Origin of the sequence: Coleofasciculus sp., from assembly GCF_046539235.1 — a bacterium.
Classification (GTDB): Bacteria; Cyanobacteriota; Cyanobacteriia; order Cyanobacteriales; family Coleofasciculaceae; genus Coleofasciculus.
Genome location: NZ_JBKHHI010000084.1, coordinates 1 through 19223, shown reverse-complemented (window position 1 = coordinate 19223; position 19223 = coordinate 1). Strand labels below are relative to the sequence as shown.

The following is a 19223-nucleotide window of genomic DNA, read 5'->3' as shown; positions in this document are numbered from 1 at the left end:
GTAATCAGAATGCCATTATGCTGCCATTTGTCTCGAATAATGTCTGTAACAACTTGTTGAGAAAACGATACAGGATGGTCATGATCAACGGCAATTAATTGAGCGTGTCCCAACATCGTAAAGGCGTTTGTTTTGCTCATGACTTCCCGAAATGGCACCCAGTCTGCTTGGGTTAATTCCGCTACCGACATTTTCAATTGAGCATCCTCAAGATGGGTATCCGTATCCACCAAAGTTTAAATTAATACCAATCTCGGACAATTCTTTACCCTGAATGCTAGCATAGCGGATAACGTCTTCTTTGGCACTATCGATATCTTTTTCATCTTTAATGATTGATGATAAGGGGGGTAATTGAGTTAAAGGCGGAGATAATCGCGAGACAATACCGCCTTCTTGATCCGTAGCTATCCACAAGGGTGATAACCCCTGATTGGCGCGAATGGCTTGTAACGATTGGATTTCTTGGTTAATTTCGTCTGGGGTTTTACTCTGGATATTTCGTCGAGTGATAAAGACACCAGCGATCGCGCCTTTTTTAACCAGAGTTTTTACCTCCTCAAGATTACGATAACCCACGATAAAATGCTGACCCAGAGTTTCCAGTTGGCTTGCTTCTCGATTCAGAATCGCTTGTTTAGTTAACTGAGACTTAACTTCCGTCGTCACCGCCAAAGAAAAACTGAATGACGCGATCGCTAAAATCAAAACGCTGAGAATAACTTGTCTTTGGCTTGAATTTCTCGTCCAGCCTGAAATTTCCGAAACGATTAATCCTAAACTAAGGATAAAGACCAAACCAAATGCCCAATCCCTTAAACTTGCCAGAAAAGGTGTTCTTAAATAAAATGCTGGAAACACCAGACTGATGGCTAAAGCCAGTTTAATGAGTTTTATCATAAATTTGGTTAACGCAATCATTGGTTATTGCATGTCTGGTTTTGCTCAACTTTTTTAGGGAGGGAAATTTGGGATTAAAATACTTTATTTTAAAGCACTAAAGTGCTTACTACGAACCTCGATTGTATCGGTAAATTCAACTTAATATTATACGTCATATTTCCCAGGTTTTTCTGCTGCTTTCGGTGATTTAGATGGTTTGATTTCGTAAGGTTGAGAGGGTAAAATTTCCAACTGTCGATGCTTCGGCTTCTCCACTTCCTTGGGTTTAGATTTGGGTTTAGCTTTGCCTTTTCCACTGGAACCGCGTCGCCGTTGCGATGTTCCTTCTTCACTGGTATTTTCGGCAACAACTTCATACAATATCGCCAACTTATTCTGATCAGTTCCCTTGCGTAACACTCGCCCTAATCGCTGCACATATTCCCGTTCTGAACCTGTTCCCGATAAAATAATCGCCACTCGTGCATCAGGAACATCAACGCCTTCATTTAAAACATGGGAGGCGACTAAGATTTTATAGTCTCCCTGGCGAAATCGTTGGAGAATCTCATGACGTTCTTTGACGGGAGTGTGGTGAGTAATCGCCGGAATCAGCAATTCTTGGGAAATCCGATAAACTGTGGCATTATCATTCGTGAACACCAAGATCCGTTCCGGATAATGTTTCGCGACTAAATCGGCTAATACTCGTAATTTCCCTTCCGTTCCTAAAGCAATTTCCTTAGATTCCCGATGGGCTAACATAGCGCGACGCCCTTGTTGAGAACCCGCACTAGCTTGCACAAACCGTTGCCATCCGTCTAAACTACTTAGGTAAATATTTGACTCTCTTAAGAAATCATTCCGCAGTTTCAGACAAGCATCGTAGCGATCGCGCTCCTGATGTGATAGTTTAACTTTAATCTGCACCACCTTATGTTCCGCCAAGGCTAACCCAGCCAAGTCATCGGGGCTTTTACGATAGACCTGTTGACCGATTAAGCCATCTAGGTCATTATGACGCCCATCAGTACGCTCCGGGGTAGCCGTAAGTCCGAGTCGGTAGGGTGCGATCGCATATTCAGCAATGGCGCGATAAAAGTCAGTGGGTAGGTGGTGACATTCGTCAAATATTAACAACCCGTATTGATTTCCCAGGGATTCGGCGTGAATCGTGGCGCTATCGTAAGTAGCGATTAAGATTGGCGTGCGATCGCGCGAACCTCCCCCTAGTAATCCTACCTCTACATCCGGAAACGCGGCTTCTAACTGGGCGTACCATTGATGCATTAAATCCAAGGTGGGTACAACAATTAACGTACTGCGAGGCGTCGATTGCATCGCCAGTTGAGCCAGATAGGTTTTTCCGGCGGCGGTAGGTAATACCACCACCCCGCGACGCCCTGCTAATTTCCAGGCTAATAAGGCTTCCTGTTGATGGGGATAGGGTTCCATCTCAAAGCTGGAAACCAACTCCAAAGGAATAAATTCCTTCGCATCATCAATAAAATCAACCTCAGAGGCTTGCAGCATTTCCACCAGGGGACGATAGTGCATCCCTGGAATCCGAAACTTTTCCACTCGATCATCCCATGTCGCATAATCCACCCACGCCTTACCCCGTGGGGGTGGATGGAGGAGTAGAGTTCCCCTGTCAAAGGTTAATTTTGGGGTACGCGCCATTCGTTTATTTTATTATGTAGTAGTCCCCTCAGTTATTGTATAGTGCTAGAGTCGAGGGCGCGATTAGCTATCTGCATACTGTTTTAGACAATGGGGTGAAAGAGCGACAGTAGGGGTTACAATGATTGAGGTTATGCGATCGCGTCAAGTAAACTTTCTCTATGCATGCCCTTTCAGTTCCAACGTGGATCATTCACGTCTCTAGCGTTATCGAATGGATTGCCGCTATCTGGTTAATCTGGGGTTATGGTGACATTACAGGCAATCGTTACTGGTGGGCATTATCTTGTGCCATGTTTCCTGCCTTAGTCGGTGCGATGTGTGCTTGTACCTGGCACTTTTTTGACAATCCTGAATCGTTGGATTGGTTAGTTACCCTGCAAGCCTTAATGACGGTATTAGGAAATATTACCCTTTGTGCCGCCGCTTGGTGGATTTGGCGCTGTTCGCGAAAAGCTGATCAGAGAGATAGCAGCGAATCGGAAAAATCTAAAACGCCCGTTGATGTTGTTTAGCACCAAATGAGTAAAGGCGCACCTCTGTCAGGCAAGGGCGCACGTCTATGCGCCCCTACTTTAACTCAATAATGTGATGATTTCTAAAGACACTTTATTTGCGGTTTCCTTATTCCCTTACCTGGGTTTTTTGTGGTTTTTAACTCGTTCCGGACAAACCCCACGGTTAGCACTTATTGGATTTTATGCGCTGTTGGTGTTTGTGGGAGTGACGATTCCGGCGGGAATTTATGCCAAGGTTGCGTTTGGGGAACAATTAGCCAATGTTGATTGGTTGCATGGGAGTGCTGAGTTTTTTTTAACCCTATCTAATATTTTGGTCGTGTTAGGTTTTCGCCAAGCGATTATTCAACGCAAGCGTTCCTCGTCTTAATTTGTCGGATGTTATCTGGTTCACTTTCCACTCAAAGTCGGGGCGGGTTTAGTTACATCTGTTGTGAGGAAAAAACGATAGTAGTAAAACCCGCCCCTACAGACACGCTATGGCACGTCTAGCGAAGCGAAGGAGCAAAACTTACCCCCTCAATCAACCCAGCATCGGCGCTTTTCGGGGATAGCGCTGCATTAATGATCTCACCTCTCCAGCATGATAGGAACTGCGGGTGAGGGGAGAGGAGACAACTTGTAAAAAGCCGATAGATTCGCCAAACTCTCGCCAAGTATCAAATTGTTCTGGAGTGATAAAGTCAGTCACGCCTAAGTGCTTTTGAGTGGGTTGAAGATATTGCCCAATGGTGAGAATATCACAATTGACGGCTCGCATATCCTGCATAACTTGGCGCACTTCGGCATCTGTTTCGCCTAATCCCACCATGATGCCAGATTTGGTGTAAATCCAGGGGGCGAGTTCGTGAGTGCGTTGAAGAAGTTCCAGCGATCGCGGATAATCTCCTTGAGGACGTACTCGTCGATAGAGTCGGGGGATGGTTTCGGTATTATGGTTGAGGACTTCAGGTTTAGCTTGGAGAATGGTGGCTAGGGCGTCCCAATTGCCACACAAATCTGGAATTAATACTTCAATGGTGGTTTGAGGCGATATAGCGCGAATGGCTTCAATGCAGTGGACAAACTGAGAAGCACCCCCATCAGGTAAATCATCCCGATTAACCGAGGTAATCACCACATGCTGAAGTTTCAGTCGCCCTACCGCTTCCGCTAATCGGGTAGGTTCTGTAGGATCAAGGGGTTTGGGTTTCTTCTCGAAATCAATATCGCAGTAGGGACAGGCACGGGTACAGGCAGGTCCCATAATTAAAAAGGTAGCAGTGCCAGCATTGAAGCACTCACCGATATTGGGACAAGAGGCTTCCTCACAAACGGTATTCAGTGCTAAATCCCGTAAGATGTCCTTAACGTTGCCCACGCGCTGCCATTGCGGTGCTTTGACTCTTAACCATTCAGGTTTAACGACCACTCCTGAACATGCTCCCACGAAAGTACCAGTGTTAATCCTAGCAAGTCTGTGGTAGTATGGATGAGATATTACGGGATGTAGCGCAGCTTGGTAGCGCACCTCGTTCGGGACGAGGGGGTCGCAGGTTCAAATCCTGTCATCCCGATTTTGAGTTAGTTAAGTGGTGAGTGGCGTCAGTTTAAGCCTGGAACTCAAGTTCCGGCTAAAAGCTAAAACCCGTTAAAACGGGTTGGAAGCCTTATTCACTGAGAGGTTCCCGGTTTTGAGCCATTTAAGTAAGTAGTGAGTGGCGTTGATTTAAGCCTGGAACTAAAGTTCCGGCTAAAAGCTAAAACCCGTTAAAACGGGTTGAAAGCCTTATTCACTGACAGGTTTGCGGTTTGGTGCTGACGCGATCGCTCTGATATCTTAGCCCACAGAGAAATAAGGTATAATCTCGATTAGGCACAACACTATTCATAATAATCACACGTTTATCGGCTCTGGTAAATCTTTGAACCCGTTTTAACGGGTTTAAGCTTTGAGCTGGAAATTTATTTCCTAGCTCACTAGCTCACCTCCTAGCTCACCTCCTAGCTCACCTCCTAGCTCACTTCTGTAAAAATAATGTCCTTATGGCGCACCTACTACCATATCATTTGGGCAACAGAATCCCGTCAACCTTTGATTACTCCAGAGCGAGAATCTGAATTATACCGTTATATTATTGGCAAGGCTGATGGGATTGGTTGTATTCTCCATGCGATTGGGGGTATGGCGGATCATATTCATCTGGTGGTTTCAATTCCTCCAAAGTTATCCGTTGCCGATTTTGTCAAGACGATTAAAGGGAGTAGTGCGTATCATTTGAATCATCTGCCATCGGTTTCTTCTTTGGCGTTTAGTTGGCAACACGGATATGGGGTATTTACTTTGGGAGGTAAACAGTTGGAAGAGGCGAAGGCTTATGTGCTAAACCAGAAGGCGCACCATTTAAATGGCACGGCAATTCCCGCGTTGGAACGGGATTTTGAGATGAATAAGTGAGTGATTGCTCCAGGAAATACGTTTCCTCAAAGCCAAGGCGAAAGGGAAAACGGGTTGGTCGTTCTCGCCATAAGATTTAGCCAGAGGCGAAAACCGTTACAACAAGATTTAGCCGGAACATAAATTTCCTCAAAGCCAAGGCGAAAGGGAAAACGGGTTGGTCGTTCTCGCCACAAGATTTCGCCGGAAGCGAAAGCCGTTACAACAAGATTTAGCCGGGAAATAAATTTCCGGCTAAAAGCTTAAACCCGTTAAAACGGGTTGGTAGAGGTAATGATTTTGGAGGGTGCGATCGCTTGTTTTATACACGCCGTTAATTTGATGACCATTAGGCAAGATATCGGGAATAATGATTTCAGTTTTTACCTAGAAATTTTAGCTAACTCTTCTTTAATCCAAGTCTTATTAAATATAGATTTATAAATTAAATTTTGAACCGTTAACTTACCATTACGCTTAACCACCAAACCTGATAAACATAATTCTTGCTGCTCAGGACTATCATCAGCTAACATTTCTCCTCTTTGTAAAATTTGCTGATAATAGCGAAGTAATGATTCTGTACCAATCTTACTTTTGAGTATGCGATCGCGAATGGTTCTCAGATGTTCAGGATGATCTTTTTCTTCCCAATTTTCAATGACTTGCGACCTGACTAAGTTTTTGATGTTCTGTGCTTCACTACCAGCCGGAATAGTATAGGTAATCATTTGGGTAATCAAACAAAGCTTTTGAGTTAAAAAAGGATGACCGTTTGTCCATTTCAGAATTTCTCTGAGGACAGATCGAGGATTTTCTACTTTACCTTCTAATCCCCGTGTTAACACCATAGCTTCGTCTAGGCTAAAGCCACGTAATTCAATCGCTTGACCAATATTAAAAGGCGTTTTTGTCTTGTCTTGGATTAAATCCGATGGGCTGGCTACTCCTAACAAAGCAAAGGTTAAACGCTGATACCGTTTCTGCGTATCTCGTCCATTATAGTAGGCTCTAATTAAGGCAAAGAAATTATCGGTGGGAAAGGATAAACGTAGCGTACTGCCGATTTCATCAATAAAAATAACTAAATTTTTAGTGATAATGTCCAGCACAACCGCTTCAATAAACGTACCCAACCGCTGCACAGGTGATAAGGAGTCATGATCATCCCACCACTGTCGCCATTTGACGCGATTCGCCAGTCGTAAGTCACTGATTAAACGGTAAGCAATTGCCTTATACCATTGCTGTTCATTTGCCTGAAGAGCAATGCGCGTCAAATCAACCACCGCGCCGACAATTCCTGCAGCTTCTAACCGTTTCTTCGTTCGCACTCGTAAGCTAGATTTACCCATTTGTCGGGAATGGTAGACGTAACAAAATATCCCTGCTTTCAACGCCTGATAAAGCTCATTGTCTGCTTGACGCATGACATAACTGGGAGCATCTGGAGGCAAACTTCCACCAACATGGTAAGAATATAAGGGAGGTTGTTTGGTAGAGGTCGGAACTAATGATGGTATCGGTAATTGTATCCCAATAATCTCCTCCTGACTAGCATCTTCAATCACTTTTTCAAATCGAGCTGTTGCACCGGCTATGTCGCCAAGAACAAAGCTTTTCATTGCCTGACTGTAACGCAGTAAAGGTTTAAATCCAAATTCCTCTAACGGCTCAGCATAGGTTTCTACTAATGAAGTTAGGCGTAATACCTCTGCCATATCTATGTTCTCTCTTTTCACAGTTTCACTGAGAACCTCTGCCAATTTTCGCCCTGCTTCAGCCGGTTGCGTATAAGCCAACGCTGTCCACTCCTGCGCCTCTCGTAAATCCTGCGTAGCCGGATCATATTCAGTAAGCTGCTGCGCTACATAATCAATCAAAAATGCACCCAATTTCTCCAATCTTTGTTGCCCAAACTGTTCCTTCAATTCCCTGATCAACAGATTGCGAACCGGAATATCCATCTCATACATCTCATAGCCAACCTGCCGACATAAACGCGACAGCAGCACCCGCGCTACCGCCGTCCAAGGTGTTTCCGGGATGAAGGTTGCCCAAATTTGGTAGAGCAAGTCAGGGGTGAGAACTAGAGGAAAGGCGGCGTGACAAGCTAGATTTAGATGGGCTTCCCCAAATTGTTTGGCAAACCCAACAATCCGCTCAACAGCGATTCGCTTTTCTCGTTCTTGGTTCGTTGTTGCCATGATTTTGATTGGGGATTGGGATTGGAGATTGGGGAAGACACAATACTGACTAATAGTATAAGCTAGCTTTAGTAAGCTATGATAACTTTGAGTAATAGTCCGTTACACTTCACTCTCCTCACGATAGTGGACTGATACAGCTAAAATAGTGGAATAGATTGGACGGTTTTTTGGGCGCACGTCAGTGCGCCCCTACGGTTTCCGGACGTAATTCTAATCCCTCAAGTTAGGTGTGCCATGCCATTGTTAAGTTGACATACATCCTAATAATTCAACCCGTTTTAACGGGTTTTAGCTTTAAGCCGGAAATTTATTTCCCGGCTTGATTTAGGGCTTGATGACTTCCCATTTTAGGGGATTTGAACTTGAGGTTCCATAAATTTATTTTCTGGCTTTATTACCCATCATCTATACATTTTATCCCCAACTCCATATCGCCCCCGCAATACGCTAATCGCCGCATTCATCCCCTGACGACTCATTTCAAACATTGGCACAAAACGGGCAATTTCCGCCGCCGTTGTATACAACCAACTCTCATTCGGCATCGGGTTTAACCAAGCTGTATAACGCACCGATTGCTTTAACCGTTCCATCCAGTCTTGAGTCTGCTTCACCCGTTCAGCATCAAAATTACCTCGTGCTGCACCCGCATCGCTGACAATCAAGACTACCGCCCGTTCCCCCACTTCTGCTAATACCTCATCCATTAATTGAGCATTCACTAAGGCGGGATGACGATATAAATACTCATCAACATAATCATGAAAATAAAATACACGAGTTTGTCGCAACCGCCCCCCTCGTTGGGCTGTTTCAACTAACTGTCGCGACAGCCGATGAAACGGCACCATTGAGCCTTCCTGATCAATCATTAACACCAAATCTGTGCGATTAATCCGACGCGGAATTAACACGGGTGTCAGTAAAATCCCTTGACGCCCCATCGTTTCCACTGTCGCCTCAATATCCAATTCTACGGGTATTCCTTCCCGTATCGGGCGACGCAAATAACGCCAACTTTGCTTCATTTGTCGCTTAGTAACGGGGAAATATTCAGTTAGCAACATATAGCGGGGGCGTTTGAATTCTTTATCCGATTTATGGCGACGCACCGCCTGAACCACCTGCACCGGTTCATCCATGTCTAGGGTTTTACTGGCAGATTCCTCTAACTCCTGATTTGGCTGATCGGGTTGAGAGGGCGGGGATGGAGAGACAGAAGCCTGGGATGCGCGATCGCTCCCCTCCCCTAAATTGGTTTGCAAACGCGCCCACATCTGCTCAAACAGCCGTCGAATCAGTTGACATTCCGCCTCAGATGTCGCCCACACCAGACAGCACAACTGTTCCAACTCCAGCCGACTCCCCACACCCAAACCAGCCTGGAGCGATCGCACCACCACCAAATACTCATCTACCCCCAACGGTAAACCATGGCGCTGGCGCAGGCTGTTAAAAATGTCTATCAATGGCAGTTCGTCATAATTCATAACACCAATTTAATTTCAATTAAAATTCTATTAAATTTATTATTTTACCTTAAAATTAATGCGTCTAAATAATTAGCTTTATCAACGTAAGTAGTCGGACAAAAGAAAACAGTACTGTATTAATTTTCGTAACCCGCCCTCAAACCATTACTGTTCCCTGTTCCCTGTGACACACCGAGCGTGTTACCGAGCGGAGTCGAGGTAAGTCGAGGTGTTCCCTGTTCCCTAATCTCAACCGTTAACTTTAATTGTGTCCACCTACTTAACCCGTTTTAACGGGTTTTAGCTTTGAGCCAGAAATTTATTTCTTGGCTCTTATTATTTGCACCCATTCTTATTACTTCAAATACCGCAAATGATCCTCCCACTTCTTCAACAAAACCTCAGGAAACAGCAAATCCCCCTCAAGCTGCTTTAACACCTCATCCTGGGGAAACTGCTGCAACACCGCCACCCAATCCAATAACTCACTCGTACTCACCTTTTTCCCCGACTTCCCCTTCACCATCTTCTCTCGCAACTCAGCAAATCGCTCTACCGCCGCCTCAACTAACGCTGGCGTCAATGCCGGAAAATGAGCGTTAATAATCTCAACTAACTGGTTTGACCCCGGAAATTCAATATAATGAAACAGACAACGACCCTTTAGCCGCGAGTGGGTGGCTTAAATTAACCATTTTGCCAATACTCCTTCCCAACTAAGCCCACAATGTCTACATATTTCTTCATAAACATAGTGAGGAACACCGTTATCAGAACGTTCTAACAAAACTTTGGCAGTCAATCCAGCCGGTATTTGAAGTTGGCTCGACATACTCAGATTGTCTATCCACTCATCTAGGGCTTCTCGTGGAAATAGACTTGCTGGTGGTAAGCGTAAGGGATATTCCGGTTGCTCAAAGTTCTCAGCTAACCTAACATTCGATTGACCAACACTGCCACAATTATCCACCAGAAACATCAACAAATGCCTATCGCCCTGGGGTAGACTTTTCTTTGCTCTTGTCACCAAAGGTTCCCAGAACTCCTGTAGCCATTCGGAAAGCATATCTGGCGGCATATAATCCACCGTATAGAAGACAAAAATAACATCCTGAGTTTGCCAGCGATCGCAAACTCGATCCATAATCTCCGTAGGTGTCGCTCAGCCATTAACTGAAGTTGTGAAGCCTTCAACTCCACTAACTCAGTTTCTTTCGCCTGGAGTTCTTGTTCTAAAACAGACATTTGTTGCGCTGTTATCGCCGCTTGATGAGCCGACTAGCGTAACAATTAGGGGTTTTCATGAAACTTAACTATGTTAACTTTATTTAAGCTATCATGCATTTAAATTGGGTATTAGTAGTGAGCAAGATGCAAAGCCTGCGGCATGGCTTCGCTAAACGCACTACATACAAGAATTTTGCCATTATTGACATTAAGGTTTAAATACCGAACAGCTTATGTTCGACTATTGAGTTAATTCATAGTCACAAGTCAGGCTAAAAGTCGCAAAAAAAGAATTATAGCAACTGACTCACATTGGCTAAAAACGGCTGTAACTCTTGCTATATCGGGATTTTATTTAAATGGGCGATACTGGACTCGAACCAGTGACCCCTTCCGTGTGAAGGAAGTGCGCTACCACTGTGCTAATCGCCCATAACAGCCAAGATTAACATAAAGCAACCTTACACTACAACTCACACGATTAAATATCTTGGGGATATTCCTTCCACAATGAAGTTGTGTGATTTAGACTCCGGTGATCGCCATCTCCCAAAATCAGATGATCCACTAAAGCTACGCCGATTAGCAGCGCCCCCTGCAAAAGCCGTTTAGTCAAATAAATGTCATCCTCAGAGGGTTCAACACTACCCGTTGGGTGATTATGCCCCACAATAAACCTTGTCGCCCCATGGCGCAAGACGGCTTGTAAAATCTCACGAGGACAGGCTAATGTCTCTGTTGCTGTACCAACGGAGATGAGTTTAATCCCCAATAAGTGATTTTTCACATCCAACAGCAATACAGCAAAACGTTCCTGAGTTTGCCACATTAACTCATGACTGAAAGCTGCCGCCGCCGCCATGGGATTGTCAATTATCGTACCTTCTGTAGGGCGAGACTGAAAGGCGCGTTTTCCCAGTTCAATGGCGGCTAGAATAGTGGCGGCTTTAGCGGGTCCGACGCCATGAATACGCATTAACTCTTGGGGTGATATATCTCGCAATACCGCCATGGGATCGCGCTCAGCTTGACTCAATTGCTGCAAAATATATTGTCCCAAACCGACTGCCGAAAGTTTACCTTTTCCCTGACCTGTGGCGAGTAAAATGGCAATCAGTTCCGCTGTCGCCAAGTTTTTGGCACCGATCGCCATTAATCGTTCCCGTGGACGTTCGCTAGCAGGAATATCGGCAATTCTAAGGCTATAGGTCATAACGCTAACCCATTACTCCGGGACAAGCAGATCATTATCAGGTTCGTTTGAATACTTACACGTTGGTACTACCGAAGGCAGATTGCTCCAAGGTAATTAGAGGGACATGATATCATGGCTGAGATATTATTGCTATAATAATATAATTTTGGACTCGGATTTGTAAAGTTAGGTGATTAGCGATTGGGGATTGGGGAAGAGGGAATGTGGCGTCTGACCCGCTATTAACTGTAGTCTTTTCACCGTTAAATGTGGTGACAGCAAGAGACACCCTAACAGTGATGGAGATGATTCAGGAGTTCTATATCAACATATTGGTTATCTCCAGCATCTCCGGCGAGAACGGTAAAGGGTTGATCAGGTTCTCCGAGATGATTTAACACGAGTACCGCCGGGGTAAAATCTTGGTCTTTTGTATAATTGTTGACTGTAATTAGTGTCATGATACCTGCTTGCGTAGCCGCAATTAAACCCTGATCAGAATCTTCGATCGCCAAACAATCTTGGGGTGGTAAATCCATTTGCCACAGTACATATTTGTAAATATCGGGGGCGGGTTTTTTGGCGGGGACGATATCACCCGCCGCAATCAGGTCAAACCACGCCGGACTCTCATCCCCTAGAGTATGCTGCAAAAGGGCAGTTACATTAGTAGGGGCGGTAGTGGTGGCGATCGCTAACCGTATTCCTTGCGATCGCGCCGCTTTAATCAATCGTTGCACACCCGGACGTAGGGGGATAGAACCCGTGGTGATAAGTTGCTGATAATGGTGAGTTTTCGCTCTGTGCAGATTGGCAATGAACTCGTCGAAATTAGCCGGAGGTTGGAAATCGGGGCAGTATTGCTTCAAATAATAGCGGATACGTTCTTTCCCGCCAGCAACTGCTAGTAATTCACCATAGAGGGAAACAGACCAATTCCAATTATATCCAGCTTCGGCAAAGGCGCGGTTAAAGGCGACGCGGTGTCCGTCTTGTTCGGTATTCGCTAATGTCCCATCTACGTCAAAGATTAATGCTCGAAGTTTGGTCATTGGTCATTGGTGATTGGTCTTATGTCAGCAACTATACCGACATAAGATGTAAACATGCAAGGGGTTTTTGGAAGCGAACAAAACCTTTCTTTGGGAAAAGACTCGGACAAACTATGTAAAATCCCCCGACTTTTAAGCGGGGGATCAGCTTATCCAATCAAGGGATTATTATGCGTTTTTCGTAACCAGACCGTAGATGAACAAGACGACCATCGCGCCCACAATTGCCACCAGTAAACCCCACCAAGTAAAGCCTGTAAAACCGACTCCAAAGAGTAAGTTACCAATCCAGCCTCCAACTAAAGCCCCAACGATTCCCAGTGCCATGGTAGCGAGGATACCACCGCCTTGGTGACCTGGATAAATTGCCTTCGCGATCCCCGCTAACTGAGGTCAAATCGCTGTCTGCTAAGGCTTTTAGAGTTTGCGATCGCTCTTTGTGTGAGAAATGCGGGGTAAGCGTCATCCATCTTAACTTAGGTGTGCCACACCACTACCCATATCTTGCCCGCTAACCTACCTATGTCTCATGCGCTAACCTACCCATGTCTTGAACGCTTGCCTACCCTCGCCGCCTGAATGTTACCGGATAAACCCCAATCAGATTTAAGATGGACAAGAATTAAGGTCAATCAGGCAATTTGAGATGATTCTTCGGCAACTGATAGCATTCCTAGTCGCGATCGCTCTATTCGTTCATCCTCTATCTGCTCAAGCGGCTGACTATCCGCCTCCCTTATCCTACAGTCACGCCCAACTCACAGGCAAAGACTTTTCCGGTCAAAATTTACAGACGGCTGAATTTGCTAATGCCAATTTACAGTTAAGTAATTTTGCCTATGCTGACTTGCGAGGTGCTATTTTTAGTGGTTCGGTGATGACTCATGCCAATTTGCATGGTGCGGATTTAAGCTATGGCATGTTAGATCAGGCAGATTTGACGGGTGCAGATTTAAGTGATGTAATTTTAGTCGAAACCCTCTTACTTGGATCAGTATTTGATAATACATTAATCACGGGGGCTGACTTTACCGATGCTCTCTTAGATGGCGCACAACTGAAACACTTATGTCAGCAGGCGTCAGGGATGAATTCTAAAACTGGCGTAGCCACAAGCGATTCTCTTGGTTGTTCTTAATGTTTGATGTACGGGGACGGGTGAGGAAGGAATTAGGGGTTTTTCCAGGATATTAAATACATTCAATGAGCTGGATGTTATTGTCTTATAAATATTAATCAGTTCCTAGCATGGGTAGGGACACGGCATTGCCTTGTCCCTACAGATAACTGGGATTACTTAATTTAGGGTTTGCTGAATAACTGTTGTGGTGAGGGTAGGCAACAGGGAACAGGCAACAGGCAACAGTTTCATTCACCTGTCTTAACTTGATTCTTGTACCTGAGAAAGAAGCATAAGGTCGGAATTCAGACTAAAGTAGTATACAAATCGTTATATAGCAGTACTAAGACAGGTTAGGACATTCTTTACTGTTCCCTGTTAAGAAGTTCCCTGTTCCCTCTTGGGCTAACTGATGTCCTAACGTATCCCCGTAGTGCTATAAATACCTGCTCTGAGGAGAAAAATTCATGCCAGCCCGCTCTTTTACTTCCACATTGAGGAAACTAACCGCCTGCTTAGGTCTAGCTAGTCTCGGTACCGCGATCGCATTACCCGCCAACAGCGTCACCGACTCCCCTCGCCTCTTAAAGGCAGAACCTGGACTCCATCTGATTGCTCAACGGGGTGTGAGAAATATAGCCGATGAACTCGAAACCGCCGACGACGCTTTCTCTACCCTCACGGCTGCAATCAAAACCGCCGGACTCACTTCAGCACTGGCGGGGAGGAGACCCATTACCATTTTTGCCCCCACTGATGAAGCGTTTGATAATTTACCCGATGGCACTGTGGCAACGTTGCTTCAACCCCAAAACCGCTCTCGATTAACTGAAATCCTCACGTATCACGTTGTTCCCGGTAACATTAACACCTTTGGCTTAACTCCCGGTTCGACCTTGCGGTTAACCACCCTCGCGGGTAAACCCGTAACCATACGAGTCAGCGATGCTAGCGAAGTTTCGGTCAATGGTGTACCTGTAGTTATGGCAGATATTCCTGCCGCTAACGGCATGATTCACGGAATTAGTGGGGTTCTATTACCCTAATGGAGTTCCGCCGTAGGGCTTGGTAACCAAGCCCCTATCTTGGTAACCAAGCCCCTATCTACATCAACTGACTCAACCAAGGACTCACTTCCACAGACACCAGTTGACCAAGCTGAAGCAACTGGCGTAGTCGGATAATCGTCCAAGGATTTGCCGCCGTAAGTTGCGCCTGATTGTGTCCATTCTTTTGGTCACTCAAGCGTTGGGCTTGAATCGCCAGTTCACACTGCGGCACGATTGAGGTGTGTAAACAGTTGAAATAGAGTTCCTGACAACGGTCTAACGCTAAACCGAGGCTTAACCGATTGCCAATCTCAATCAACCGATCAATCTGGCGGATATCATCGCCTAAGGTATCGGGATCACCATCATGCAACAGTTGCCACAGCGATCGCCAAATTAAGGTTTCCAGAGTTGGCTTGGCTTCTGGGATATTCAGGTGACAGCGTAGGTGTCCCGCTTCTATGGCGATCGCTTCCAGTTCAGCGATCTGAGCATTGATAGCTTGGGGATCGCTCACCTCCATGTCTAAAGCTTTAATCGCAATTAAACAACGGTTGGATAAAGCAATTTCTGCTGCCACTTGCAATTCCTTCGGTACGGGCAATTCATCCCGATGGAATGCCATCAACACGCCGTAATTATCCCGGTACATCTGGTTATACAGCTGATCTAATCGGGTCAGAGTTTCCTGACTAATTAGCTGCATAATCCGTTGCCGTTCCTCAGCAAACAGATTCTGTAAACTGAACGACTGCTCACCAAACATCTGATTCATTGCCAGAATCGTATGGGCAGCACTGGCTTGCTTGAGGGCATCAAAAATCTTATCCCTCAACTGAGTATATGCCCGACGTCCGGTAAAGGGTTGAATACAGCAGTGGAAGTCCCAGCCCCCGATATGGAGAACGGCAAAAACCAATTCCATATTTTCCCAGGTAATCTCCGACACCAGTCGCAATTGACCCACTGCCAACGTCAGTGAACCCATGCGTTGGAGTTGATAGTCAAGCTGGTGGGCTTCGTAGCAGTAGAGGCGTTCTTGTTGGGAATAGTTGGTAAATAAGGAACTAATCGCGTAATGAGCAGCAACTTGTTGAAAGGTAATTTGCGACGACACCACCAGTTGCCGATAGACCACATCCCCCGTTTTAAAGGAGTCTACATTACTGGGTGCTACGAGTAGGCGCTCCAAGAACCCTAGCTCAAGCTGGATACCCGCCACCTCCCCAGCTAACTCCAACGCCCGCGCCGCATAGCGCAGAATCTGTACCCCTTCTGGACGAGATAGTTCCTCAAAGAACCAGCCACAACTGGTATACATCAGCATGGCGTGGCGTTGCATTTCCAACAGCCGCAGGGCATCAATTTGGTCGGTGGGAGAGAGGGGCGCAACGCTGTGACGGTTCAGAAATTGCTTCACATTTTCCGCCGAGCGATTCTCGTTCCGAGACTCAGCGCGATCGCGAAGCACCTGGATATACTCATCCCGCGCCGCCCAAGGATCGCGGAAAAACTGACGCCCCCTCTCGTCATACAATGGAATCAACTGATCCCGCAGCCAGTTCAAACTTTCTCGCAGGGGACGCCGCCATTTCTGATGCCAACCCCCGCCGCCACCACAGCCGCAGTCATCTTGCCAACGGTTAACGCCGTGGGAACAACTCCAAGCGGTTAAGGGTTTGATCATCACTTCCCACGTCGGCGGACTGATGCTGAGATAATGGGCAAAATTAGTCACCGTCCAGTTACGGCGGGGAAAGACTTGGGTAAAGGCATGGGCGATACACATTTCCGTGTGGCGTTTGTGATGTCCGAAGGTTTCCCCATCGGTTGCCACACTGATAATCTGGGAGGGACGGTGATCCCCATGAATCGCGATCCCCAGACGACCCGCGAAATGTTCGGAACTACTGAGAACATCGCTAAACCCCATATCCCGTGAGATGGGACCGTCGTAGAAAAAGATGTCGATAAATTCACCACTTTCCAGGAAACAACGGTAAGGGCGGCTGGGATCAATCTGACCCCCACCCACTTCATGCCAATCCGGATCAGGATTGTCTTCGGTTGGCAGAGGGCGACAGCGTTCGGCTTGGGAGGGAGCAAGAATAATAAACTTAATCCCTTCTGCCACTAACGCTTCCAAGGTGGGGTAATCTACCGCCGTTTCCGCTAGCCACATCCCTTCGGGTTCACGACCAAAGCGAGAGCGGAAATCTTCCATTCCCCAACGGATTTGGGTGTATTTATCCCGTTCATTGGCGAGGGGAAGAATGATATGGTTATAGACTTGCGCGATCGCATTACCGTGACCGTTGAGCCTTTGACAACTCTTGCGATCCGCCTCCAGTATCCGCTCATACACTTCCATGTCGTAGCGTTCTAGCCACGACATCAGCGTCGGACCAATATTAAAGCTGAGATATTCAAAAGTATTAACGATCGCCACCACTTCGCCGTAACCATTTAACACCCGGGCAAAGGCATTGGGGCGATAGCATTCGTGATGAATCCGCTCATTCCAGTTGTGAAACGGTGCCGCTGAGGGCTGACGTTCAATGGTATCCAGATAAGGATTTTCACGAGGGGGTTGATAAAAATGCCCGTGAACCGTTACGTAGACGCCCCTGGCTGTCTGCAGGGGATCATGTTCTAGCCCAGCCTCCTCTGATAAGGTAGCGATGGGATTGATTGCCGCAGCTTGTGAAGCTGAAAGTTCAGCAGCAGAAGTCATTGAGATCACCAAATTCCACAGAAAACATGTCAGACAGATTTCCTTACTCTACTAATTTTCGCTCAGAGTAGGGATTAGTTGAGATATTACTAAACGAATTTTGGGTTGAAAGCTAGCCATTTAAGTAGGGAACGCCAGCCCAGTATATAAAAAATCACTCGCACAAGTTGCTAAACTTGCATTTTGGGATGAACTTGTAACAATCTGTTCCTTTAGTCCTTTATTCAACCCCAATATTTACTTAAAATCGATGAAACTTCATAAACGTTTCGATAAGTTCACAGAACTTAACCGCAGCATAACAAGTCTTATCGATTATTGCACATCTGGCTGGGGATGTGTAGGGGGGTTCCAGGTGCAGGGGGCTCTAGGGACTCCAGGTGCAGGGGAAGCTGGGAGATGGGGGAGCTGGGGAAGCCGGGGAAGAGGATTACCAATGAACCATGAACCATGAACCATGAACAACCAACAAATGACAAATGACAATTTTCACCGTTAACTTTAATCTGTGCCTATTTGCTTATTTGTAGATGCTGAACAAAAACACGATTCTGTCCCTATTGCTGCTGTTTGTCCCCATTTCCATCGCCGCGCATTTTCTGGAATGGGGATCAGCTATAGTATTTATTACCTCCTGTGTGGCGATCGTTCCCCTAGCGGCGTGGATGGGAACCGCCACGGAAGAAATTGCGGTGGTGGCTGGACCGACCTTGGGCGGGTTGCTGAATGCCACGTTTGGTAATGCGACAGAACTGATTATTGCCCTGATTGCCCTCAATGCTGGCTTAGTCAATGTAGTTAAAGCCACGATTACGGGATCAATTATTGGCAACTTGCTGCTGGTGATGGGCTTATCTATGCTTTTGGGGGGATTGCGTTACAAGGAACAGGACTTTCAACCGATTGTGGCACGGGTAAATGCGTCCTCAATGAATTTGGCTGTCATTGCCATGTTGCTACCGACGGCGATGGATGCCACGACGCCTGGAATTGATGAAGGGACGTTACAAGGATTATCGGTTGCCGTGGCGGGGGTGTTGATTGTTGTTTACGCTCTCACCTTACTCTTTTCCATGAAAACCCACAGCTATCTGTTTGATGTGGGCATGGTGGATATCGAGTTAGAAGCAGGAGAAGCCGTTTCTTCCCCCACTGCGGAACCGGAACATCAGGTGAATTTAGGCTTGTGGATTGGGGTGTTACTTGGAGTCACCCTCCTGGTGGCGTTAGAGTCGGAACTATTGGTGGGGACGTTGGAGGAAGCTACCTCCCAGTTAGGATTAACTGCTCTATTTACAGGGGTGATTCTATTGCCGATTATTGGCAATGCTGCCGAACATGCTACGGCGGTGACAGTGGCGATGAAAAATAAGATGGATTTGTCGGTGTCGGTGGCGGTGGGATCAAGTTTACAAATTGCCCTATTTGTTGCCCCTGTCTTGGTGATTGCGGGTTGGTTTTTGGGTCAACCGATGGATTTGGATTTTCACCCCTTTGAACTGGTGGCGGTGGCGGTGGCGGTGTTAATCGCCAATTCCATTAGTTCGGATGGTAAGTCTAACTGGTTGGAAGGAATTTTGCTAATTGCGGCTTATTTGGTGTTGGGGTTAGCATTTTACTTCCATCCGGTTGTGGAAGGGTTGGCGTAACCTTGTAGAGACGTTG

At 46.2% G+C, this 19223-nt stretch carries 18 protein-coding genes and 2 tRNA genes; 7 read left to right on the top strand and 13 right to left on the bottom strand.

Translation table 11 applies throughout. The features are described from left to right. The 3 genes from ACLFWI_RS10210 to ACLFWI_RS10200 all read right to left on the bottom strand — a co-directional run. Positions 1–230, bottom strand: a 230-nt coding sequence (locus tag ACLFWI_RS10210) for a glycoside hydrolase family 3 N-terminal domain-containing protein (protein ID WP_446412850.1), incomplete at its 3' end; no start/stop codon positions are given. Continuing rightward, on the bottom strand, positions 208–900 hold the full coding sequence (locus ACLFWI_RS10205; RefSeq protein ID WP_446412849.1) for a glycoside hydrolase family 3 N-terminal domain-containing protein: 693 nt from the start codon (positions 898–900) through the stop codon (positions 208–210). The genes ACLFWI_RS10205 and ACLFWI_RS10210, both read right to left, overlap by 23 nt. A gap of 147 nt (positions 901–1047) precedes the next feature. Further along, on the bottom strand, positions 1048–2565 hold the full coding sequence (locus tag ACLFWI_RS10200; protein ID WP_446412848.1) for a DEAD/DEAH box helicase family protein: 1518 nt from the start codon (positions 2563–2565) through the stop codon (positions 1048–1050). 161 nt (positions 2566–2726) lie between these two features. Between ACLFWI_RS10200 and ACLFWI_RS10195 the strand changes: the two genes are divergently transcribed. Both ACLFWI_RS10195 and ACLFWI_RS10190 read left to right on the top strand, forming a co-directional pair. Beyond that, entirely contained in the window at positions 2727–3080 is a 354-nt protein-coding gene (locus tag ACLFWI_RS10195) for a DUF2499 domain-containing protein (protein ID WP_446412847.1), read from the top strand. 76 nt (positions 3081–3156) lie between these two features. Further along, complete coding sequence (locus ACLFWI_RS10190) at positions 3157–3453, top strand: DUF3593 domain-containing protein (RefSeq protein ID WP_446407371.1); 297 nt, start codon at positions 3157–3159, stop codon at positions 3451–3453. A gap of 153 nt (positions 3454–3606) precedes the next feature. Here ACLFWI_RS10190 and lipA read toward each other — a convergent pair whose 3' ends face one another. After that, a complete protein-coding gene (gene lipA, locus ACLFWI_RS10185) occupies positions 3607–4494 on the bottom strand; it encodes a lipoyl synthase (protein WP_006098315.1) in 888 nt (295 codons plus the stop codon). Positions 4495–4565: 71 nt separating this feature from the next. On the opposite strand from lipA, the gene ACLFWI_RS10180 reads away from it, so the two are divergent. Both ACLFWI_RS10180 and tnpA read left to right on the top strand, forming a co-directional pair. Next, positions 4566–4639, top strand: a tRNA-Pro gene (locus ACLFWI_RS10180). A gap of 461 nt (positions 4640–5100) precedes the next feature. After that, positions 5101–5520, top strand: coding sequence for an IS200/IS605 family transposase (gene tnpA / locus ACLFWI_RS10175; protein WP_446407373.1), 420 nt, complete (start codon positions 5101–5103; stop codon positions 5518–5520). Positions 5521–5882: 362 nt separating this feature from the next. Here the strand turns inward: tnpA and ACLFWI_RS10170 are convergent, their stop codons facing one another. From ACLFWI_RS10170 to ACLFWI_RS10135, 8 genes are all read right to left on the bottom strand, one after another. Further along, positions 5883–7706, bottom strand: coding sequence for an AAA-like domain-containing protein (locus ACLFWI_RS10170; RefSeq protein WP_446412846.1), 1824 nt, complete (start codon positions 7704–7706; stop codon positions 5883–5885). Positions 7707–8110: 404 nt separating this feature from the next. Continuing rightward, entirely contained in the window at positions 8111–9199 is a 1089-nt protein-coding gene (locus tag ACLFWI_RS10165; RefSeq protein WP_446412845.1) for a VWA domain-containing protein, read from the bottom strand. A 337-nt stretch (positions 9200–9536) separates the two neighbouring features. After that, a complete protein-coding gene (locus tag ACLFWI_RS10160) occupies positions 9537–9764 on the bottom strand; it encodes a hypothetical protein (protein ID WP_446412844.1) in 228 nt (75 codons plus the stop codon). 99 nt (positions 9765–9863) lie between these two features. Next, complete coding sequence (locus ACLFWI_RS10155) at positions 9864–10328, bottom strand: hypothetical protein (RefSeq protein WP_446412851.1); 465 nt, start codon at positions 10326–10328, stop codon at positions 9864–9866. A 440-nt stretch (positions 10329–10768) separates the two neighbouring features. Further along, positions 10769–10840 (bottom strand) — tRNA-Val (locus ACLFWI_RS10150). Between the two features lie 49 nt (positions 10841–10889). Then, a complete protein-coding gene (gene radC / locus ACLFWI_RS10145; RefSeq protein WP_446412843.1) occupies positions 10890–11621 on the bottom strand; it encodes a RadC family protein in 732 nt (243 codons plus the stop codon). A gap of 272 nt (positions 11622–11893) precedes the next feature. After that, positions 11894–12655: an HAD family hydrolase gene (locus ACLFWI_RS10140; protein WP_446412842.1), complete on the bottom strand. Its 762-nt coding sequence runs from the start codon at positions 12653–12655 to the stop codon at positions 11894–11896. Positions 12656–12823: 168 nt separating this feature from the next. After that, positions 12824–13033, bottom strand: a complete 210-nt coding sequence (locus ACLFWI_RS10135; protein ID WP_446407484.1) for a GlsB/YeaQ/YmgE family stress response membrane protein — start codon at positions 13031–13033, stop codon at positions 12824–12826. Between the two features lie 268 nt (positions 13034–13301). Here ACLFWI_RS10135 and ACLFWI_RS10130 point away from each other — a divergent pair, with 268 nt between their 5' ends. Then, entirely contained in the window at positions 13302–13793 is a 492-nt protein-coding gene (locus tag ACLFWI_RS10130) for a pentapeptide repeat-containing protein (RefSeq protein WP_446412841.1), read from the top strand. 449 nt (positions 13794–14242) lie between these two features. Continuing rightward, positions 14243–14821 carry a fasciclin domain-containing protein gene (locus ACLFWI_RS10125; protein WP_446412840.1) on the top strand — a complete coding sequence of 193 codons (579 nt, stop codon included), beginning with the start codon at positions 14243–14245 and terminating at the stop codon, positions 14819–14821. Positions 14822–14879: 58 nt separating this feature from the next. On the opposite strand, the gene ACLFWI_RS10120 is transcribed toward ACLFWI_RS10125, so the two are convergent. Continuing rightward, on the bottom strand, positions 14880–17558 hold the full coding sequence (locus tag ACLFWI_RS10120) for a DUF3536 domain-containing protein (RefSeq protein ID WP_446412839.1): 2679 nt from the start codon (positions 17556–17558) through the stop codon (positions 14880–14882). A gap of 530 nt (positions 17559–18088) precedes the next feature. Between ACLFWI_RS10120 and cax the strand changes: the two genes are divergently transcribed. Further along, on the top strand, positions 18089–19207 hold the full coding sequence (cax, locus tag ACLFWI_RS10115; protein ID WP_446412838.1) for a calcium/proton exchanger: 1119 nt from the start codon (positions 18089–18091) through the stop codon (positions 19205–19207). The last annotated feature ends 16 nt before the right edge of the window (positions 19208–19223 follow it).